This is a genomic window from Caulobacter sp. GW821-FHT10F06 (genome assembly GCF_058809215.1).
Genome location: NZ_JBXASK010000006.1, coordinates 238,274 through 254,135 on the forward strand (window position 1 = coordinate 238,274; position 15,862 = coordinate 254,135).

Annotated in this window: 17 protein-coding genes; 5 read left to right on the top strand and 12 right to left on the bottom strand. The window is 67.7% G+C overall.

Annotated elements, in window-relative coordinates; genetic code table 11:
* Positions 1 to 31 precede the first annotated feature (31 nt).
* The 4 genes from AC1RUS_RS15230 to obgE all read right to left on the bottom strand — a co-directional run bounded on the left by AC1RUS_RS15230 (position 32) and on the right by obgE (position 4,989).
* The gene (locus AC1RUS_RS15230) at positions 32 to 1,570 is read right to left on the bottom strand and encodes a UbiD family decarboxylase (protein WP_492917425.1); all 1,539 of its coding nucleotides are present in this window, start codon (positions 1,568 to 1,570) and stop codon (positions 32 to 34) included.
* A 184-nt stretch (positions 1,571 to 1,754) separates the two neighbouring features.
* Positions 1,755 to 2,777 (bottom strand): cupin-like domain-containing protein, encoded by a 1,023-nt coding sequence (locus tag AC1RUS_RS15235; RefSeq protein WP_492917426.1) that lies wholly within the window; start codon positions 2,775 to 2,777, stop codon positions 1,755 to 1,757.
* A gap of 2 nt (positions 2,778 to 2,779) precedes the next feature.
* Entirely contained in the window at positions 2,780 to 3,928 is a 1,149-nt protein-coding gene (gene proB / locus AC1RUS_RS15240) for a glutamate 5-kinase (RefSeq protein WP_492917427.1), read from the bottom strand.
* Positions 3,925 to 4,989 carry a GTPase ObgE gene (gene obgE / locus AC1RUS_RS15245; protein WP_492917428.1) on the bottom strand — a complete coding sequence of 355 codons (1,065 nt, stop codon included), beginning with the start codon at positions 4,987 to 4,989 and terminating at the stop codon, positions 3,925 to 3,927. Before obgE ends, proB begins: the two co-directional genes overlap by 4 nt.
* A 199-nt stretch (positions 4,990 to 5,188) precedes the next feature.
* Here obgE and AC1RUS_RS15250 point away from each other — a divergent pair, with 199 nt between their 5' ends.
* Positions 5,189 to 6,124 (top strand): hypothetical protein, encoded by a 936-nt coding sequence (locus AC1RUS_RS15250; RefSeq protein WP_492917579.1) that lies wholly within the window; start codon positions 5,189 to 5,191, stop codon positions 6,122 to 6,124.
* 102 nt (positions 6,125 to 6,226) lie between these two features.
* On the opposite strand, the gene AC1RUS_RS15255 is transcribed toward AC1RUS_RS15250, so the two are convergent.
* The 3 genes from AC1RUS_RS15255 to rplU form a co-directional block, all read right to left on the bottom strand.
* Positions 6,227 to 6,760, bottom strand: coding sequence for a GNAT family N-acetyltransferase (locus tag AC1RUS_RS15255; protein ID WP_492917429.1), 534 nt, complete (start codon positions 6,758 to 6,760; stop codon positions 6,227 to 6,229).
* 189 nt (positions 6,761 to 6,949) lie between these two features.
* Positions 6,950 to 7,219 (bottom strand): 50S ribosomal protein L27, encoded by a 270-nt coding sequence (gene rpmA / locus AC1RUS_RS15260; RefSeq protein WP_421736361.1) that lies wholly within the window; start codon positions 7,217 to 7,219, stop codon positions 6,950 to 6,952.
* A 32-nt stretch (positions 7,220 to 7,251) separates the two neighbouring features.
* Positions 7,252 to 7,770: a 50S ribosomal protein L21 gene (rplU, locus tag AC1RUS_RS15265; RefSeq protein ID WP_492917430.1), complete on the bottom strand. Its 519-nt coding sequence runs from the start codon at positions 7,768 to 7,770 to the stop codon at positions 7,252 to 7,254.
* 199 nt (positions 7,771 to 7,969) lie between these two features.
* On the opposite strand from rplU, the gene AC1RUS_RS15270 reads away from it, so the two are divergent.
* The 3 genes from AC1RUS_RS15270 to AC1RUS_RS15280 all read left to right on the top strand — a co-directional run bounded on the left by AC1RUS_RS15270 (position 7,970) and on the right by AC1RUS_RS15280 (position 10,001).
* Positions 7,970 to 8,599 carry a hypothetical protein gene (locus AC1RUS_RS15270; protein ID WP_492917431.1) on the top strand — a complete coding sequence of 210 codons (630 nt, stop codon included), beginning with the start codon at positions 7,970 to 7,972 and terminating at the stop codon, positions 8,597 to 8,599.
* A 38-nt stretch (positions 8,600 to 8,637) separates the two neighbouring features.
* Positions 8,638 to 9,744, top strand: coding sequence for a CobW family GTP-binding protein (locus AC1RUS_RS15275; RefSeq protein ID WP_492917432.1), 1,107 nt, complete (start codon positions 8,638 to 8,640; stop codon positions 9,742 to 9,744).
* Positions 9,745 to 9,842: 98 nt separating this feature from the next.
* A complete protein-coding gene (locus AC1RUS_RS15280) occupies positions 9,843 to 10,001 on the top strand; it encodes a hypothetical protein (RefSeq protein ID WP_492917433.1) in 159 nt (52 codons plus the stop codon).
* A gap of 12 nt (positions 10,002 to 10,013) precedes the next feature.
* Here the strand turns inward: AC1RUS_RS15280 and AC1RUS_RS15285 are convergent, their stop codons facing one another.
* The 4 genes from AC1RUS_RS15285 to AC1RUS_RS15300 all read right to left on the bottom strand — a co-directional run bounded on the left by AC1RUS_RS15285 (position 10,014) and on the right by AC1RUS_RS15300 (position 13,831).
* Positions 10,014 to 11,156, bottom strand: a complete 1,143-nt coding sequence (locus AC1RUS_RS15285) for an acyltransferase family protein (RefSeq protein ID WP_492917434.1) — start codon at positions 11,154 to 11,156, stop codon at positions 10,014 to 10,016.
* 60 nt (positions 11,157 to 11,216) lie between these two features.
* A complete protein-coding gene (locus AC1RUS_RS15290) occupies positions 11,217 to 12,308 on the bottom strand; it encodes an endo-1,4-beta-xylanase (protein ID WP_492917435.1) in 1,092 nt (363 codons plus the stop codon).
* Positions 12,309 to 12,334: 26 nt separating this feature from the next.
* Entirely contained in the window at positions 12,335 to 13,165 is an 831-nt protein-coding gene (locus AC1RUS_RS15295) for a WecB/TagA/CpsF family glycosyltransferase (protein WP_492917436.1), read from the bottom strand.
* A 219-nt stretch (positions 13,166 to 13,384) separates the two neighbouring features.
* Complete coding sequence (locus AC1RUS_RS15300) at positions 13,385 to 13,831, bottom strand: biopolymer transporter ExbD (RefSeq protein WP_492917437.1); 447 nt, start codon at positions 13,829 to 13,831, stop codon at positions 13,385 to 13,387.
* A gap of 211 nt (positions 13,832 to 14,042) precedes the next feature.
* Between AC1RUS_RS15300 and AC1RUS_RS15305 the strand changes: the two genes are divergently transcribed.
* A complete protein-coding gene (locus AC1RUS_RS15305; protein ID WP_492917438.1) occupies positions 14,043 to 15,074 on the top strand; it encodes a WD40 repeat domain-containing protein in 1,032 nt (343 codons plus the stop codon).
* A gap of 82 nt (positions 15,075 to 15,156) precedes the next feature.
* Here AC1RUS_RS15305 and AC1RUS_RS15310 read toward each other — a convergent pair whose 3' ends face one another.
* Entirely contained in the window at positions 15,157 to 15,819 is a 663-nt protein-coding gene (locus tag AC1RUS_RS15310) for a nitroreductase (protein WP_492917439.1), read from the bottom strand.
* Positions 15,820 to 15,862: the final 43 nt, after the last annotated feature.

Consider the following 15,862-nt stretch of genomic DNA (forward strand, 5'->3'; position numbering starts at 1 on the left):
ACCTACTCCGTTCTAACGAAGTAATAACATGCTAGGTCCGCGACTTCCAGATCGGCTTGCCGTCTCCTGGCAGGCCCAGCCGCGACCACTTCTCGCTGACCGCGTCGATCACAGCCTGGTCCATACGGATCTCCTCACCCCATTCGCGATGAGTCTCGGGCGGCAGCTTGTCGGTGGCGTCCAGGCCGATCTTGCTGCCCAGGCCGCTCTCGGGGCTGGCGAAGTCGAGATAGTCGATGGGCGTGTTCTCGATCACCGTGATGTCCCGGGCCGGGTCCATCTTGGTGGAGATCGCCCACATCACGTCCTTCCAGTCGCGGGCGTTGATGTCGTGGTCCACGACGATCACCCACTTGGTGTACATGAACTGGCGCAGATAGCTCCAGACGCCCAGCATCACGCGCTTGGCGTGGCCGGGATAGGCCTTCTTCATCGACACCACGGCGATGCGGTAGCTGCAGCCCTCGGGGGGCAGCCAGAAGTCGACGATCTCGGGGAACTGCTGGCGCAGCAGCGGGATGAACACCTCGTTGAGCGCCTCGCCCAGCACGCTGGGCTCATCCGGCGGCCGGCCGGTGAAGGTGGTCAGGTAGATCGGCTGCTTGCGCATGGTGATCGCCGTCACCTGGAAGACCGGGAACTTCTCGACGCTGTTGTAATAGCCGGTGTGGTCGCCGTAGGGGCCTTCGTCCTCGTACTCGTCGAGCAGGACGTGGCCCTCCAGCACGATCTCGGCGTGGGCCGGCACCATCAGCGGAACGGTCTTGGCGGGGACCAGATCGACCTTGGCCCCGCGCAGCAGGCCGGCGAACTGGTATTCCGACAGGGTGTCGGGCACCGGGGTGACAGCGGCCAGGATGGTTCCGGGATCGGCGCCGAGCACGGCGCAGGCGGGCAGGGGCTCGCGCTTGCCGGCCTTCTTGTGGCGGGCGTAGTGCTGGGCTCCGCCGCGATGGGCCAGCCAGCGCATAATGCACTTGTCCTTGCCCAGCACCTGCATGCGGTAGATGCCGAGGTTGAAATCGTCCTCGCGGTCCTTGCCGGGACCCTTGGTGACCACCAGCGGCCAGGTGATCAGCGGGGCGGGCTCGCCGGGCCAGCAGGTCTGGACGGGCAGTTTCGACAGATCGATGTCGTCGCCGGTCAGGACCACTTCCTGCACCGGGGCCTTCTTCACCGTGCCCGGCCGCATGGCCATGACGGTCTTGGCCAGGGGCAGCATGTCGAGGGCGTCCTTCAGGCCCTTTGGCGGCTGGGGCTGGCGGAGGAAAGCGAGGAGCTCGCCCACCTCGCGCAGTTCGCCGGCGGTGGTGCGCGGCTCGCCGCCCAGGGTCACGCCCATGGCCACGCGCTTGACGGTGCCGAAGAGGTTGGCGAGGGCGGGCATGGGCGATCGGCTGCCGTCCGGCAGGATGACGTTCTCGAACAGCACCGCCGGGCCGCCGGTGGCCAGCAGGCGCGTCTGAATCTCGGTCATCTCCAGCACGGTCGAGACCGGTTCGGTCACCCGGACCAGTTCGCCCTGCGCCTCGAGGACGTCGATGAATTCGCGCAAGGAACGATAGGCCATGGGGACTCCTGGAACGGGCGGAACCTAGACCGGGCCGGCGGCGAACTGAATCGGTTTTTGCCGAACATATCCTGTCATCCCGGCCAAGCGCGCAGCGCGCCGAGCCGGGACCGCAGGAAGCGCAGAGCTTGTTGCGGTCCCGGGTCTTCGCTGCGCTACGCCCGGGATGACAGAACTAGAGCGGTCAGACCTTGCTCAGCGTCGCGATCAGGATCTGGCGGATGCGGTTGATGTGCTCGGGCGTCATCTCGCCCAGCGAGCCGCGTCGGTCGGGCGGGATATGGGCCACCGGGTCGCCGTGGGCCTGGAACACGAAGTGGTCGAAGACGCCGCGCCAGACGTCGCGCTCGCTCGGCGACAGTTCGCGGATCGAGGCCAGGGCGTGCAGCAGGGCTTCCAGCGGCCGGCCCAGCGTGGCGCGTGGTTCGGTCCACCAGTAGTTCACCAGCACGGTGAACGGGTCGAGCGACTCGACATTGTGGAACCAGAAATAGGGGATGTAGATCGCATCCCCAGGCTCCAGTTCCGCGACCTGAGCCTGGGCCCAGGCCTCCTCGAAGCGCGGGAAGCGCTCCAGGTCCGGCTTGGCGATGTCGACCATGCTGACGGGCGGGCCGGCGGGGGTGAACTCCAGCGGACCGAGATAGAGGTTCTTCAACTGGTCGGGTGGGAACAGGGTGAAGCGCCGCCGGCCCGCCACCGCGCAGGCGATGTTATAGTTCATGTCGAAATGGGTGGCGGTGGTGATGGCGTTGCCGATCCAGATCCTCGGTCCGACTGACGTGTCCAGCAGCGGCTGGGGATTGGCGTCGGTGAAGCCAGGCAGGGCGGTCGCCGTCGGCGTCGACTGCACGGCTAGGGCCGGCGGCTCGGCCGTGTCGCGGAACGACAGCAGCGCGCTCAGGGCCTCGGCCAGCGGGACCTGCCGGCGGCGGAAGTTCAGGCCGCCCATGTCGTCAGTGTAGAAAAACCGTCCGCCGATCTCGGGACCGCCGTTCAGCACGGTGACCGGCTTGCCGGCGTCCAGGCCCAGCAGGTAGCGGGCCATGGCCTCGTCGGAGTCGCGCCCGGCGGCCGTGGCGGGCCAGTCCGCGACCAGGCCCTTCAGGATCGCCGGGGCGGTGGCCGGCATGATCTCCGCGCGAAAGATTTCGGTCGTCACATCGCGCCACTCGCGCGTCTTGGCGGGGGCTTGCGACAGGGTCATGGCTATTCGGCGACCGCCAGATCGTCGGCGTGGATCATCGGGCCCTCCGTGAAGCCCAGCTCGGCCTCGATGGCGTCGGAGCGCAGGCCGGCGATGCGGTGGGCGTCGGCGCTGTCGTAGCGGATCAGACCCCGGGCCACCTCGCGGCCGCTCTCGTCGCGCACCCGCACGGCGTCGCCCTTGTCGAACGGACCTTCCACGGCGCGGACCCCGGCCGCCAGCAGGCTCTTGCCCTTGGCCAGCGCCGCGGCGGCGCCGGCGTCGACCGACAGCCAGCCCTGCGGCGCCAGCGATCCGGCGATCCAGGCCTTGTAGGCGGCGGCGGGGCTGGCCCCGGCCTCGATCAGGGTCGCTTTGGCGCCCTCTTCGATGGCCTTCAGCGGATGGGGGCGCGAGCCCAGGGTGATCAGGGTGGCGCAGCCGGCGGCGCGGGCGATGCGGGCGGCGGCGATCTTGGTGGCCATGCCGCCCGTGCCGACGCCCGAGGCGGCGTTGGCGCCCCCGGCCATGGCCTCGATCTGCGGCGTGATCTCGGAGATCGTCGCCAGGTGTGTGGCGTCCGGATCGCGGCGCGGATCGGCGGTGTAGAGGCCGTCGATGTCGGACAGCAGCACGAGCAGGTCGGCCCCCGCCAGCTGGGCGACGCGGGCGGCTAGGCGATCGTTGTCGCCGTAGCGGATTTCCTCGGTGACGACGGTGTCGTTCTCGTTGACCACGGGCACGACGCCCAGCGACAGCAAGGTCTCGGCCGTGGCGCGAGCGTTCAGCCAGCGGCGGCGCGTCTCGGTGTCGTCGCGGGTCATCAGGATCTGGGCGACGCCGATGTCGTGCGGCTCGAACGCCTCTTCCCAGGCCCGCATCAGCAGCGACTGGCCGGCGGCGGCGGCGGCCTGTTTCTCGGGCAGTGTCAGCGACTTGGAGCCGGTCAGCCCCAGCCTCCGGCGACCCAGGGCCACGGCGCCGGACGAGACCACCACCACCTGCTGGCCCCGGGCCCGCAGGGCGGCGGCGTCCTCGCAGAAGGCCTTCAGCCAGGCCTTGTTGGCCGCGCCGGTCTCGGCGTCGATCAGCAGGGCCGAGCCGACCTTGAAGACGATGCGCCTGGCGCTGGCGAGCGGCCCGCCCCCCCGGGCGCCCGAGGTCTGGCTCACGGCGTCCAGCCCCCGGGGGTCTCCGGGATGTGGTCTTCTTCCTCGTCGATTTCCTCGATCTCGTCGCCGCGACGCACGCGCACCTCGCGATAGGCGGCGCGCAGCAGCTCCTTCACGCCCTTGCCCGACACGCCAGATACCAAGCGCGGCTTGACGCCGGCGACGGCTTCCAGTTCCGCGACCTTCTCGGCGATCGTGTCTTCGTCGAGGGCGTCGATCTTGTTCAGCGCCAGGATTTCGGACTTGTCGCCCAGCTCGTCGCCATAGGCTTCCAGCTCGCCCCGGATGGTGGTCCAGGCGCCGGCGATGTCGTCCTGGGTGGCGTCGACAAGGTGGATCAACACCGCCGAGCGCTCGACGTGGCCCAAGAAGCGGGTGCCCAGGCCCGCGCCTTCCGACGCGCCCTCGATCAGGCCGGGGATGTCGGCCAGCACGAAGCGCTCGCTGGTCGACAGGTCGACCACGCCCAGGTTCGGCGTCAGGGTGGTGAAGGGATAGTCGGCGATCTTCGGCTTGGCGGCAGTGGCGGCGGCGAGGAAGGTCGACTTGCCGGCGTTGGGCAGGCCCACCAGGCCGACGTCGGCGATCAGCTTCAGCCGCAGCCAGATCCAGCGCTCTTCGCCTTCCTGGCCAGGATTGGCGTATTTCGGCGCCTGGTTCACCGGGCCCTTGAAGTGCAGGTTGCCCCAGCCGCCATTGCCGCCCTTGCACAGGCGTACGGCCATGCCGGCCGTGTCGAGGTCGGCGATCAGGGTCTCCTTGTCCTCTTCCAGCACCTGGGTGCCGACAGGGACCTTGAGCGTGATGTCGGCGCCCGCCGCGCCGTGGCGCTGGCGGCCCATGCCGTGGATCCCGGTCTCGGCCTTGAAGTGCTGCTGGTAGCGGTAGTCGATCAGGGTGTTGAGGCCTTCGACGGCCTCGATCCAGATATCGCCGCCACGCCCGCCGTCACCGCCGTCGGGGCCGCCATATTCGATGTACTTTTCGCGTCGGAACGAGACCGAGCCGCCGCCGCCGTTGCCGGAGCGGACGTAGATCTTGCACTGGTCCAGAAATTTCATGGACGTCTTTTGTCGTAAGGCGCTTGCTACGTCGAGCCGAAATGCCGCCGAGCAGATTCTGGCAAGCTTCGCAAGAACGCTGTTCGGGCGTGTGACGAAATGTTAAAACGTATTGTGCGACAAAGAGTCCTACAGCGAAACCGCTGCTTTTAGAGCGGCGCAGGGGAGGCTGGCTTTGACGACGACGCAAGACGGCGGGATGGAACTGGCGCAGGACCTTCGGGATCTGACGCTCCAGACGCTGTGTCGTAAGTACGCCGGCGAAGCCTCGATTCATCGCAACATCCTGATGAGCCGCGGCACGGGCGTGACCGGCACGTGGCGGGATTTCCGGGCTTTCCTGACCGACATCGGTCCCAGGCCGACCGCCGAGCATGGCCTGGTCCTGCTCAATCGCAACGAACGCACCTATGGTCCGGGCCGTGCGCGCTGGATGACGCCGGAGGAACAGGCGGCCCATGAGGCCGAGTTCGACCGCATCCAAGCCGAGAAGAAGCGCGACGAGCAGCTGCTGCTGCACCAGTCGGCCGCCATGAAGCGCGCCTCGGCGCCCAACGCCGCCTCGTTCGGCCAATGGACGCCGATGGCCGGCAAGCAGGTGGCCTATAGCGACGTCGCCAAGCGCCTGAACATTCCGGTCACGGCCTTGTCCAAGACCATGGCCGATGGCCGGTCGGCCGACGAACTGGTCAAGCGCGCAGCCGCCGGCAGCGAGCTGATCAACCAGGACGCCACCTGGCTGCCGCCCGATCCCAAGCGCAAGGCCGGCTTCTTCGAAGCCTTCCGTATCTGGCACATGCAGGTGCAGCCGCAGTTCAGCCGCGCCGCGACGCCGACCTTCCTGTTCCTCTACATCGCCCTGCCGGTGATGAAGGACTGCCGCGACGAGCTGATGGACCTGGACCTGTGGAATCCGCTGGGCCAGAGGGCGATGAACGCGCGCGACAGCCACATCTCGTGGAAGAAGTACTGCGAGTTCATGCCGCGCGCCCAGGTGGCGATGATGGAGATCCCCATCTACGCGACCTATTCGCTGCTGTCGGACCTTGACGCCCTGTGCGAGCGGATCCTGACCGCCGAGAAGCGCTTCCGCGAGGGCCCGCAGAAGGTCATCGCCACGCACCGCGCGGCTTAGCGCCAAAGCTGGTCATCCCGGGCGTAGACCCGGATTACACTGACTAAGGGCTTCGGCGATCCCGGCTCGGCGCGCTGCGCGCTTGGCCGGGATGACAGTTTATCAGGCCAGCCACACCATCATCCGCGTCGCCGCCGGCTGTCCGCGCGCAACGGACGGCTTCATCTCGACGACGCCGGTATAGAGAAAGCCCGCCTTGATCAGCACCTGGCCCGACGCGGGGTTGTCGGCGAAGTGGCCGGCGACGACCAGCTTCTTGCGCCACGCGCGCTTGGCCCAGTCCAGCGCGCCCTGGCAGGCCTCGGTGGCCAGGCCGCGGCCCCAGTAGGGCTTGCCGATCCAGTAGCCGATCTCCAGGTGGCCATTGGGCGGCGTGAACAGGCCCAGCACCCCGACAACGCCTTCGTTCTCCAGCTCGATGGCGAAGGTGTTGTCGCGCCGGCGATCCTGCGCGTGGCAGCGACCGACGAAATCCTCGGCGTCCGAGCGGCTGTAGGGCCAGGGCATGCGGGTGGTCATGCGCGAGATGTCGCGATCGCCGCCGAGCGCCGTCAGGCGCGGGACGTCGGACATGGCCGGAGCCCGCAGCGTGATCCGCCGCGTCTCGATGGTGGGGCTACTGTCGATGACGCACATCGTACGCCTCCCGGTTTCTCGGTCCCTCTTTGCTCGGGGACCGTGACGCCGCCATGGCGATCATGTTTCAGGGCGGCGCTGGACAAAACAAAAGCGGGGAGCCCGGCGTTCCCGGACTCCCCGCTTAGGTTCGTCTGTCCGGGTCGTCTTCTCGTCCGAGAAGCGCGACCCGAAAAAGTCGAGTGCGTGCTACTCGGCGGGTTGCGCGGTCGGCGCTACCGTCACGTAGGTGCGATTATGCTTCTTGGTCACGAACTTCACCGCGCCTTCGACGAGCGCGAAGAGGGTGTGATCCTTGCCGATGCCGACGCCGGCGCCCGGCCAGAACTTCGTGCCGCGCTGACGGATGATGATGTTGCCGGCGAGAACCTTCTCGCCGCCGAACTTCTTCACGCCAAGGCGGCGGCCGTCTGAGTCGCGACCGTTGCTGGACGAGCCGCCTGATTTTTTGTGAGCCATCTTGCTCTCCTAATCTCTAGAGGCGCAGCCGCTTAGGCTTCGCCGTCTTCCGTGGCGGCTGCGGCCTTCTTCGGCGCGGCCTTCTTCTTCGGGGCGGCTTCAGCGGCCGGAGCGGCGACCTTGGCGACCGGGATCGAGGCCACGTCAGCGACAGCCTTGTCGCCGAGGCCGCGAGCGCGGGCGTCCAGGATCAGCTTCGGGGTCAGGTCGACCACGCCGTCCCACTTGATTTCCTTGCCGCCGCCGGCGACCGAGGTCACGCGCACGACCGACTCGGTCTGGCGGTGGCCGCGGGTGCGACGATAGCCCTGACGGCGGATCTTCTTGAAGATCTTCACCTTCTCACCCTTGCGGGTTTCGATCAGGGTGCCGGAGACGACAGCGCCGTCCACCGTGGGGGCGCCGACCGTCACGGCCTCGCCTTCGCCAAGCATCAGGACTTCGCCGAAAGCGACTTCCGCGCCCGGTTCACCGTCGAGCTTTTCGACAACCAGCAGATCGCCGGCTTGGACCCGGTACTGCTTGCCGCCGGTTTTGATCACCGCGTACATAGGTTAGCGCCTTAAGAAACGTGCGTTCGCAAAATAGGGAACGCCCGCAAGGAAACCCGGCGGGCGAGGGGGCGGACTTATACAGCCGAGCGACCGTGAGTCAACGGGTTCGGACAGATTCCCGGTCAGGAAACGCCGGTGCTTCAACCGGAGCGATTCAGGCTGTACCGTTACAATATAACAGTATATAGCCTCGAACGTGACCTCGACCTTCTTCGCCTCCATCGCCGCCACCGGTTTCGCCGTGGCCTTCCTGCACGCGGCCCTGCCCACGCACTGGCTGCCGTTCGTGTTGGTGGGCCGCGCGCAGAAGTGGTCGACGGGCCGCACCCTGGGCGTCACCCTCCTGGCGGGCCTGGGCCATGTGGGCCTGACGATCCTTTTGGGCCTGGCCCTGGTGGTTGCTGGTCTGGCCCTGCAGCCCAGCCTGGGCGGGGTGTTCCACTGGATCGTCGGCGGGCTGATGGTCGCGGTGGGCGTCTTCTATATACTGCGCGGACGGCACAACCACGCCATGCCGGAAGCCGGCCGCAAGGCCTACGCCTCGGACCGCGCGGCGATCGCCGCCCTCGTCACCCTGCTGACCCTGTCGCCGTGCGAGGCCTTCCTGCCCTATTACCTGGCCGGCATGGAGCATGGCTGGCAGGCCTTCCTGGTGCTGAGCGCGGTGCTGATGGCCGCCACCTCGGCCGGCATGCTGATCTTCACCGCGCTGAGCCTGGCCGGCTTCAAGCGGCTGGGCCTGCAGTGGGTGGAGCGCTACGAGGAGACCATCCTGGGCGCGGCCCTGGTGGTGGTCGGCCTGGCGGTGGCGTTCTTCAAGACCTGAGGCTTTCGCCGGGCTCGGCTAGCCCCTAAATAGCGGCCATGACCCAGACAACCGCTCCCACCGGCAAAATCCCCGTCACCGTGCTGACCGGCTATCTCGGCGCCGGCAAGACCACCCTGCTCAACCGCATCCTCACCGAGGAGCACGGCAAGCGCTACGCCGTGATCGTCAACGAGTTCGGCGAGGTCGGCATCGACAACGACCTGGTGGTCGGCGCGGACGAAGAAGTGTTCGAGATGAACAACGGCTGCGTCTGCTGCACGGTGCGCGGCGACCTGATCCGCGTTCTTCAGGGCCTGATGAAGCGCAAGGGCGGCTTCGACGCCATTATCGTCGAGACCACGGGCCTGGCCGATCCGGGTCCGGTGGCCCAGACTTTCTTCGTCGACGACGACGTCAAGGCCCGCACGGCGCTCGATTCGGTCACCGCCGTGGTCGACGCCAAGCACATCCTGCTGCGTCTTTCCGACAGCAAGGAAGCGGTCGAGCAGATCGCCTTCGCCGACCAGATCGTCCTGAACAAGACCGACCTCGTCTCGGAAGATGACCTGCGCCACGTGGAAGCGCGCATCAAGCGCATCAACCCACTGGCCCCGATCCACCGCGCCCAGCGCTCGAACGTCCCGCTGAGCGCCATCCTGGGCAAGCACAGCTTCGACCTGGAGCGGATCACCGAACTGGAGCCGGACTTCCTCAATCCGCCGCACGGCGAGGACGGTCACGTCCACGATGAGCACTGCGGCCACGATCATCACCATCACGACCACGGCCATGTGCACGATGAGCACTGCGGTCATGACCATCACGGTCACGACCATGGGCACGACCACAAGAGCGACATCCACGACGACGGCGTGAAGGGTATCTCCCTGACCCTGCACAAGCCCGTGGACGGCCAGAAGATCACCGCCTGGCTCAACGACCTGCTGGCCCGTCGCGGGACCGACATCCTGCGCGCCAAGGGCATCATCGACGTGAAGGGCGAGGACAAGCGTCTCGTCTTCCAGGCCGTGCACATGATCCTGGAAGGCGACTTCCAGCGCGAGTGGACCGACAAGGACCAGCGCTACAGCCGCATGGTCTTCATCGGCCGCGACCTGGACGAAGCCGAGTTGAAGGCGGGCTTCGAGGCGACGGCCGCTTAAGGCGAAACGGCGGGCGCGACTGGCGCCCGCCTTGCGACCGCTTCCTCGAACATCGGCGTTCCGAGCCATTTTGGAACGCCGCACGACGGAGCCTAGCCTTGACCCTCGCCGCCTTCACCCTGAACGACCGACTGCTGGCCGCCATGCAACTGGGCGCCCACGTTCTGGTGTGGCTGCTGCTGCTGGCTCCGCTGGCCGTCGTGGCCCTGATGGCCATGGGCTTCAACGCCGCCAAGCCGCGCAAGGCCAACGCCTAGTTTAGAACGACCTTAGCCGAGCGCTTTGGCCGTCTGGTCCAGCGATGGGGCTGGGGCGGCGGCGCTCGTTTTGCGTCGCGGCGTCACCAGCGGCTTGAGCTTCTGGGCCGGCGTGTAGACGAAGCGATAGCTGAGCTCGGCGAAGATCCACGACAGCGCCACCACGAACGGCAGGGCCGCCAGCTGCGTCGCCCGCGGTGCGTTTTCGATGATCCCGCCATAGCCGACCGCCAGGCTGCCCAGGCTCAGCGCCAGCATGTGCCACAGATAGGCGGCGTAGGAGCGGCGGCCCATCCAGCGCAGCGGCGCGATCTCCAGGAGCTTGACCAGGCCGGCGAGGCGCGAGGCGGTCACCAACGGCAGGATGATCCCCACCAGCGCCAGGCCCTGGACCGAATAGCGCAGGGTTTCGCGGAAGACGTGGTCGCGCACGGCCAGCGAGGCCAGCATCGTCGCCGCGCCGGCGCCGAACACCAGCCAGGCGCGGCGCTTGACGACATCCATGGCCGCCGGCCAGGCGCGTTCGATCACGGCCGCCAGGCAGCCCCAGGCGATCGAGTCGATCCGGCATTCCGTGGCCTTGTAGGTATAGACCTCCGAGACGTGCAGCACGGCGAAGGCGTAGGTCCGCCAGGCCGCCGCGGCCACGATGACGGTCAGGAACAGGCCCGCCAGTCGTCGCGGCGCGAAACCGCACAACAGCAGGGTCAGCGGCATGACGAGGTAGAAGTGCTCCTCGACCGCCAGCGACCACAGGTGTCCCGTCACGGCGCAGTTGGCGCAGTCGCCCAGGCCGCTGATGATGTAGTAGTTGGTCCAGTAGGTCAGGCCCGCCAGGGCCTGGAGCGGCTGCATGTGCTGGCCCAGCAGCGGCCCGACCACGAAGGTCAGGACTAGCAGCAGCACCAGCATTTCCGGCAACAGGCGCAGGGTGCGCCGCCCGTAGAACCGCATCAGGTCGACGCCGCCGTTGGCGTCGCGCTCGGACCACAGCAGGCGGGTGATCAGGAAGCCGCTGATGAAGAAGAAGATGGTCACGCCCATCCCGCCGGGGATCAGATCGCCCAGGCCGACGTGACCCAGAATGACCATGCTGACTGAGGCCGCGCGCAGCCCGTCCAGGCCGGCGACATAGTCCTTGTGCTGACCGCTCATGAGCGACCCCTTCCGCGCAACGTGCGGTCGAGGCTAGCGGCCTAATCTTAAAAAACCGGATCAGCGGCCCTGGAGCACGTCGACCAGGGTCCAGAAGGTCTCCTTCGGCCGGCCCAGGTCGTCGAACATCAGCGGCGTGTCGGTCTTGTCCTTGACCCAGGCGGCGGTGCGTAGCCAGGAATCGGCGTCGCGTACGCCCCAGATCGTGAAGGCGTATTGCTGCTTCTCGGGCAGGGCGATGAAGGATTCCAGCGCCTCACGATAGAGCCGCAGCTGGCTGGCCTGGCGCTCGGCGGACGAACGCAGGGTGGGGCCTTCCGTCTGGAACGAGACGTCCAGCTCCGACAGGTGCACGGGCAGGCCAAGGCTGGCGATGTCGCGCATGGCCTCGGTGATCTTGCCTGCCGGCAGGTCGACGTCGATATGGGTCTGGTTGCCGATCCCGCCGATCGGCACGCCGCGCTTGAGCATGTCCTCGATCAGCTTCAGCAGGGTGCGGCGCTTATGAGGCTTGCTCTCCAGGTGGTACTCGTTGACGAATAGGATGGCGTCCGGATCGGCCGCGTGGGCCTCCTCGTAGGCGCGGATGAAGTGGCCTTCCTGGCCCAGGGCCTTGGTCCAAAGCGACTCGCGCAGGGTCACGCCGTCGTCGGCCACGGGCTCGTTGACCACATCCCAGCCCCGCGCCTGGCCGGCGTAGCGGCCCGCGACCTGATGGATATAGCTGGCATAGGCGGCGTCAAAGGCGCGGCGGTCGCCCTCCAGCTTCTGGAAGGTCGGCGGATTGTCGATGTACCAGATCAGGGTGTGGCCATGCAGGGCCTGGTTGTTGGTCTTGCAGAAGTTGGCGATGCGGTCGCCGCCGTCCCAGCGCATCGCGCCATCCTTCTGAAGGATGTACTCCATCTTCATCTCGAAGCCGGGCGTGATCTGCGAAAACTGGCTGCTGGCCGCAGCGTCGAAGCCGGGGCGGCCGAACTCGTCCGAGACGATCTCCGTTCCGATCCGGAACGGCGCGAGGTCCCGCAGCAGAGGCGGCGGCCCCTTGGGGCGAGCTTTGGGCGCCGGGCCGGCCGAGGCCTGGCCGGCGCCGCGCCCGCAGGCGGCCAGGGCGAGGGCCGAGGCCAGCACCGTCCGCCGGGCCAGGGTCAAGCCGCCGTTTGCGGCGCCCGCCGGGATCACTGCACGGCGCGGGTGGGCTTGGCAACCATCGCCGAACGTCCCAGCAGCGGCGTCACACCCAGCACCAGGGCCGCGAACAGGATCGCGCACTGGCCGTAGCGGGCCGCCAGGCGGCGAGGGTCGTTGGCCAGGCGCCAGAACCATTCGAGCTTTCCCCGTTGCATCCATCGGGGCGCACGACGGGCTTCGCCGGCGATGAAGTCAAGCGCGGCGCCGACGCAGATGAAGCCCACGCGGGGGCAGCGGGCGGCCAGGGCGTCGGCCAGGATCTCCTGCTTGGGCGCGCCCAGCGAGACGAAGCAGATGCGGGCGTCCGAGCTGTTGATGCGCTCGGCCATGGCGTCCAGATCCTTGTCGTCCAGCATCGCCTGGCCGTTGCCCGACGGCAGCTGCGGGGCTTCGAAGCCGGCGACGCGCAGGGTCTTGAAGCGGCGCGTCAGCTTGTCCAGGGCGTTGACCTGGGCGCGGGGGCCGGGGCCGACGAAATAGACGCCCAGGCCGCGCTGGGCGGCGGCCTGGCACAGCGGCTCGACCAGGTCGGCGCCCGTGGCGCGCTCCAGGCGGGCGTTCTTGCGGCCGGCCAGCCAGACGACGGGCCAGCCGTCGGCGGTGACATAGGTGGCGCGACGATAGACGGCCCGGAAGGCGTCGTTCGAGGTCAGTTTGACCAAGTGATCCAGATTGACGGTGAACAGGGTGAACCCCTCGCCGCTCTCGGCCCGGCGCAGCGCCTCGGCGGCGGCGGCGTCCAGCGACGGCAGGTTGATGCGCACGCCTTCGACCGAAACGGCGCCGGCGGAGGGGTCTTGGTTCCATTCGTTGAGCATTCGGCTCTCCCTGGTCTCGGCCGGGAACCGCTTCTGTTCGGAAACGGGACGCCTCGGCCTTGCTGGGAGAGTCGGGTTCAAGCGCCGTGCCGCCCGGCGCGCGCATTTCGGGACGGCTATTCCCGCCTCGGGCGATCGGCCGGCGTGCGACGGGACAAAGAAAAACCCCCGGAAGCCAGGCTTCCGGGGGTTCTGATTTCTGGTTGTCGCCGAAGATCCTTAGTGGATGTCTTCGTTGATCAGGCCGACCTTGTACCAGCCTGCGGTCTGCAGCTGGTTCAGCACGCCCATGAAGTCGGCGTACATGACGTCGGCGTCGGCGCGGATCATGACGCGCTGGTCGTCCTTCGGACCAGCTTGGCCGGTCGCGTTGAACTTGGCGTCCAGATCGACTTCCAGGTTGTCCAGGCTGGTTTGCTTGTCAGCGATGAACACGGCGCCCGACTTCTGGATCGAGATGAACACCGGCTCTTTCGGCTTCACGGGATCGTTGTTCGGAACGGCCGGCGGAAGGTCGACCTTGATGGCCACGGTGGCCATCGGGACGGCGACCATGAAGATGATCAGCAGAACGAGGAGAATGTCCACGAACGGGGTGACGTTGATTTCGGAGTTCTGGCCGAGAGAATAGCGACCACCGCCGCCGCCAGAGAGTTTAGCCGCCATAGCCTGACTGTCTCCCAAGGGCCGCGCACTCCGCGGTCCCGCAATTGTTAGGTCGCCACGTCTGGCTCAGACGGACGCGGAAGTAAAGCCCGACGACGCGCTGCAATGGCAACCCCTTTTCGACTCTTTCTGGTCGAACGTCGTTCGCATCGGGCAGGGCGCCGGCGCCGTCCGGCTAGGCGCCACGGCCTTGCCGGGGTATGGCGCGGGCATGATTTTCTCGTTCGACGCCTTTGTCACCGCCGCGCTTTTCGACAAGGCCGGCCGCGCCGCCTTCGCCCTAGGCGACGGCACCGTCCGCCTCGAGACCGACGGCGGCTATGTCACCGTCGAGGCCCATGGCGGCCCGATGGGCGGGGCCGCGCTCAGCGCCGTGGTCCATCCGTCCGGCAACGGCCTGATCACCGGCGGCGACGACGGCCGCGTGGTCTGGAGCCGAATCGAGAACGGCGAGGTGGCCGCCACGGTCCTGGCCGAGATGAAGGGCAAGTGGATCGAGCACGTGGCCGCCAGCCCTGCTTCGGGCCTGATCGCCTTCACCGCCGGCCGCGAGGCCCATGTCCGCGATGCCGCCGATTCGGCTTTCAGCCGCGTCTTCACGCACGAGAAGACGGTCTCGGGCCTGGCCTTCGATCCCAAGGGCCGCCGCCTGGCCACCGCAGCCTATGGCGGCGCGCAGCTATGGTGGGCCAAGATCGCCGAGCAGAAGCCGCAAATCCTGAAATGGGCCGGCAGCCATATCGCCGTGGCCTTCAGCCCCGACGGCAAGTTCCTGGTCTCGTCGATGCAGGAGAACCAGCTGCATGGCTGGCGCCTGTCGGACGGCAAGGACATGCGGATGGGCGGCTATCCGGCCAAGATCAAGAGCGTGGCCTTCTTCGACAAGGGGAACCTGCTGGTCACCGCCGGCGCCAATGGCGCGGTGGTCTGGCCGTTCGCCGGCGCCAGCGGGCCGATGGGCAAGGAAGCCGCCGAGATCGGTTTCTCGCGCGATTCGATGGTCGTTCGGGTCGCGGGCCTCGACGCCCAGCCCGTCGCCCTGGCGGGCCAGGACAACGGCAAGATCTGGGCGGCGCACATGCGCAACGGCCGCATCGAGACCCTGAAGGCCGAGAAGGGCGCGGCCATCAGCGCCCTGTCGGTGTCGCCCGACGGTCAGCGCCTGGCCTGGGGCGACGAAGACGGCGAGGCCGGCGTCATCGCCATCCCGGACATCAGCGGCCCGCGCCAGTTCGCGGGATAGGTGTGATAGGCGCCTGACGAATTCTACAGCTGACGCTGCAATAGACCTCATCCTGAGCTTGTCGAAGGACGAGGTCGGCCCCTCAGAACCCCTTCAGCTCGCCCCACGCCTCGAGCGGATCCCGGCGCGAGCGCCAGGTGTTCACCGGGGCGGTCTCGTCGCGGTAGCCCAGGGCCATGCCGGAAAACAGCATGTGGCCCTCGGGCAGGCCGATGTGGTCGTCGACGACCTTGTTGTAGTGCGACCAGAACTCCTGGGCGCAGGTGTCCAGGCCGCGCTCGACGGCCAGCAACATCAAGGTCTGCATGAACATGCCGACATCGCTCCATTGCGGCGGGCCACAGCGGCGGTCGATCGAGAAGAACAGCTGCACCGGCGCGCCGAAACCCTGACCGTTGCTGGCGAACCATTGCAGGCGGGCCAGTTTGTCCTCGCGAGGGATGCCCAACGCGCCATAGAGATCCTCGCCGACCTGGAAGCGGCGGCTGCGCAAAGGCTCCCAGAGATTGGCGGGATAGACGTCGTACTCCGGCGTATCCGGCGAGGCGACGCGCTGGAGCATGGTGGCTGTCAGCGCCTTCAGCGGCTCGCCGGTCACGGCCTGCACCCGCCAGGGCTGGAGATTGCCGCCGGACGGGGCGCGGGCCGCCGCCTCCAGCAGGTCGCGGACGACGGCGCCGTCCACCGGATCGGGCTTGAAGGCGCGCACAGACATGCGGCGGTTCACGGCGTCGAGGACATCCATGTCGTACTCCCAGATCCGAGGCCGAGGCCAAGCTCCCCGCGAC

Coding starts and splice junctions, on each gene's coding strand:
- AC1RUS_RS15230 (WP_492917425.1), bottom strand. CDS start 1,570: ATGGCCTATCGTTCCTTGCGCGAATTCATCGACGTCCTCGAGGCGCAG.
- AC1RUS_RS15305 (WP_492917438.1), top strand. CDS start 14,043: ATGATTTTCTCGTTCGACGCCTTTGTCACCGCCGCGCTTTTCGACAAG.
- rplU (WP_492917430.1), bottom strand. CDS start 7,770: ATGTACGCGGTGATCAAAACCGGCGGCAAGCAGTACCGGGTCCAAGCC.
- AC1RUS_RS15310 (WP_492917439.1), bottom strand. CDS start 15,819: ATGGATGTCCTCGACGCCGTGAACCGCCGCATGTCTGTGCGCGCCTTC.
- AC1RUS_RS15235 (WP_492917426.1), bottom strand. CDS start 2,777: ATGACCCTGTCGCAAGCCCCCGCCAAGACGCGCGAGTGGCGCGATGTG.
- AC1RUS_RS15300 (WP_492917437.1), bottom strand. CDS start 13,831: ATGGCGGCTAAACTCTCTGGCGGCGGCGGTGGTCGCTATTCTCTCGGC.
- AC1RUS_RS15250 (WP_492917579.1), top strand. CDS start 5,189: ATGGAACTGGCGCAGGACCTTCGGGATCTGACGCTCCAGACGCTGTGT.
- rpmA (WP_421736361.1), bottom strand. CDS start 7,219: ATGGCTCACAAAAAATCAGGCGGCTCGTCCAGCAACGGTCGCGACTCA.
- AC1RUS_RS15285 (WP_492917434.1), bottom strand. CDS start 11,156: ATGAGCGGTCAGCACAAGGACTATGTCGCCGGCCTGGACGGGCTGCGC.
- AC1RUS_RS15275 (WP_492917432.1), top strand. CDS start 8,638: ATGACCCAGACAACCGCTCCCACCGGCAAAATCCCCGTCACCGTGCTG.
- obgE (WP_492917428.1), bottom strand. CDS start 4,989: ATGAAATTTCTGGACCAGTGCAAGATCTACGTCCGCTCCGGCAACGGC.
- AC1RUS_RS15255 (WP_492917429.1), bottom strand. CDS start 6,760: ATGTGCGTCATCGACAGTAGCCCCACCATCGAGACGCGGCGGATCACG.
- AC1RUS_RS15295 (WP_492917436.1), bottom strand. CDS start 13,165: ATGCTCAACGAATGGAACCAAGACCCCTCCGCCGGCGCCGTTTCGGTC.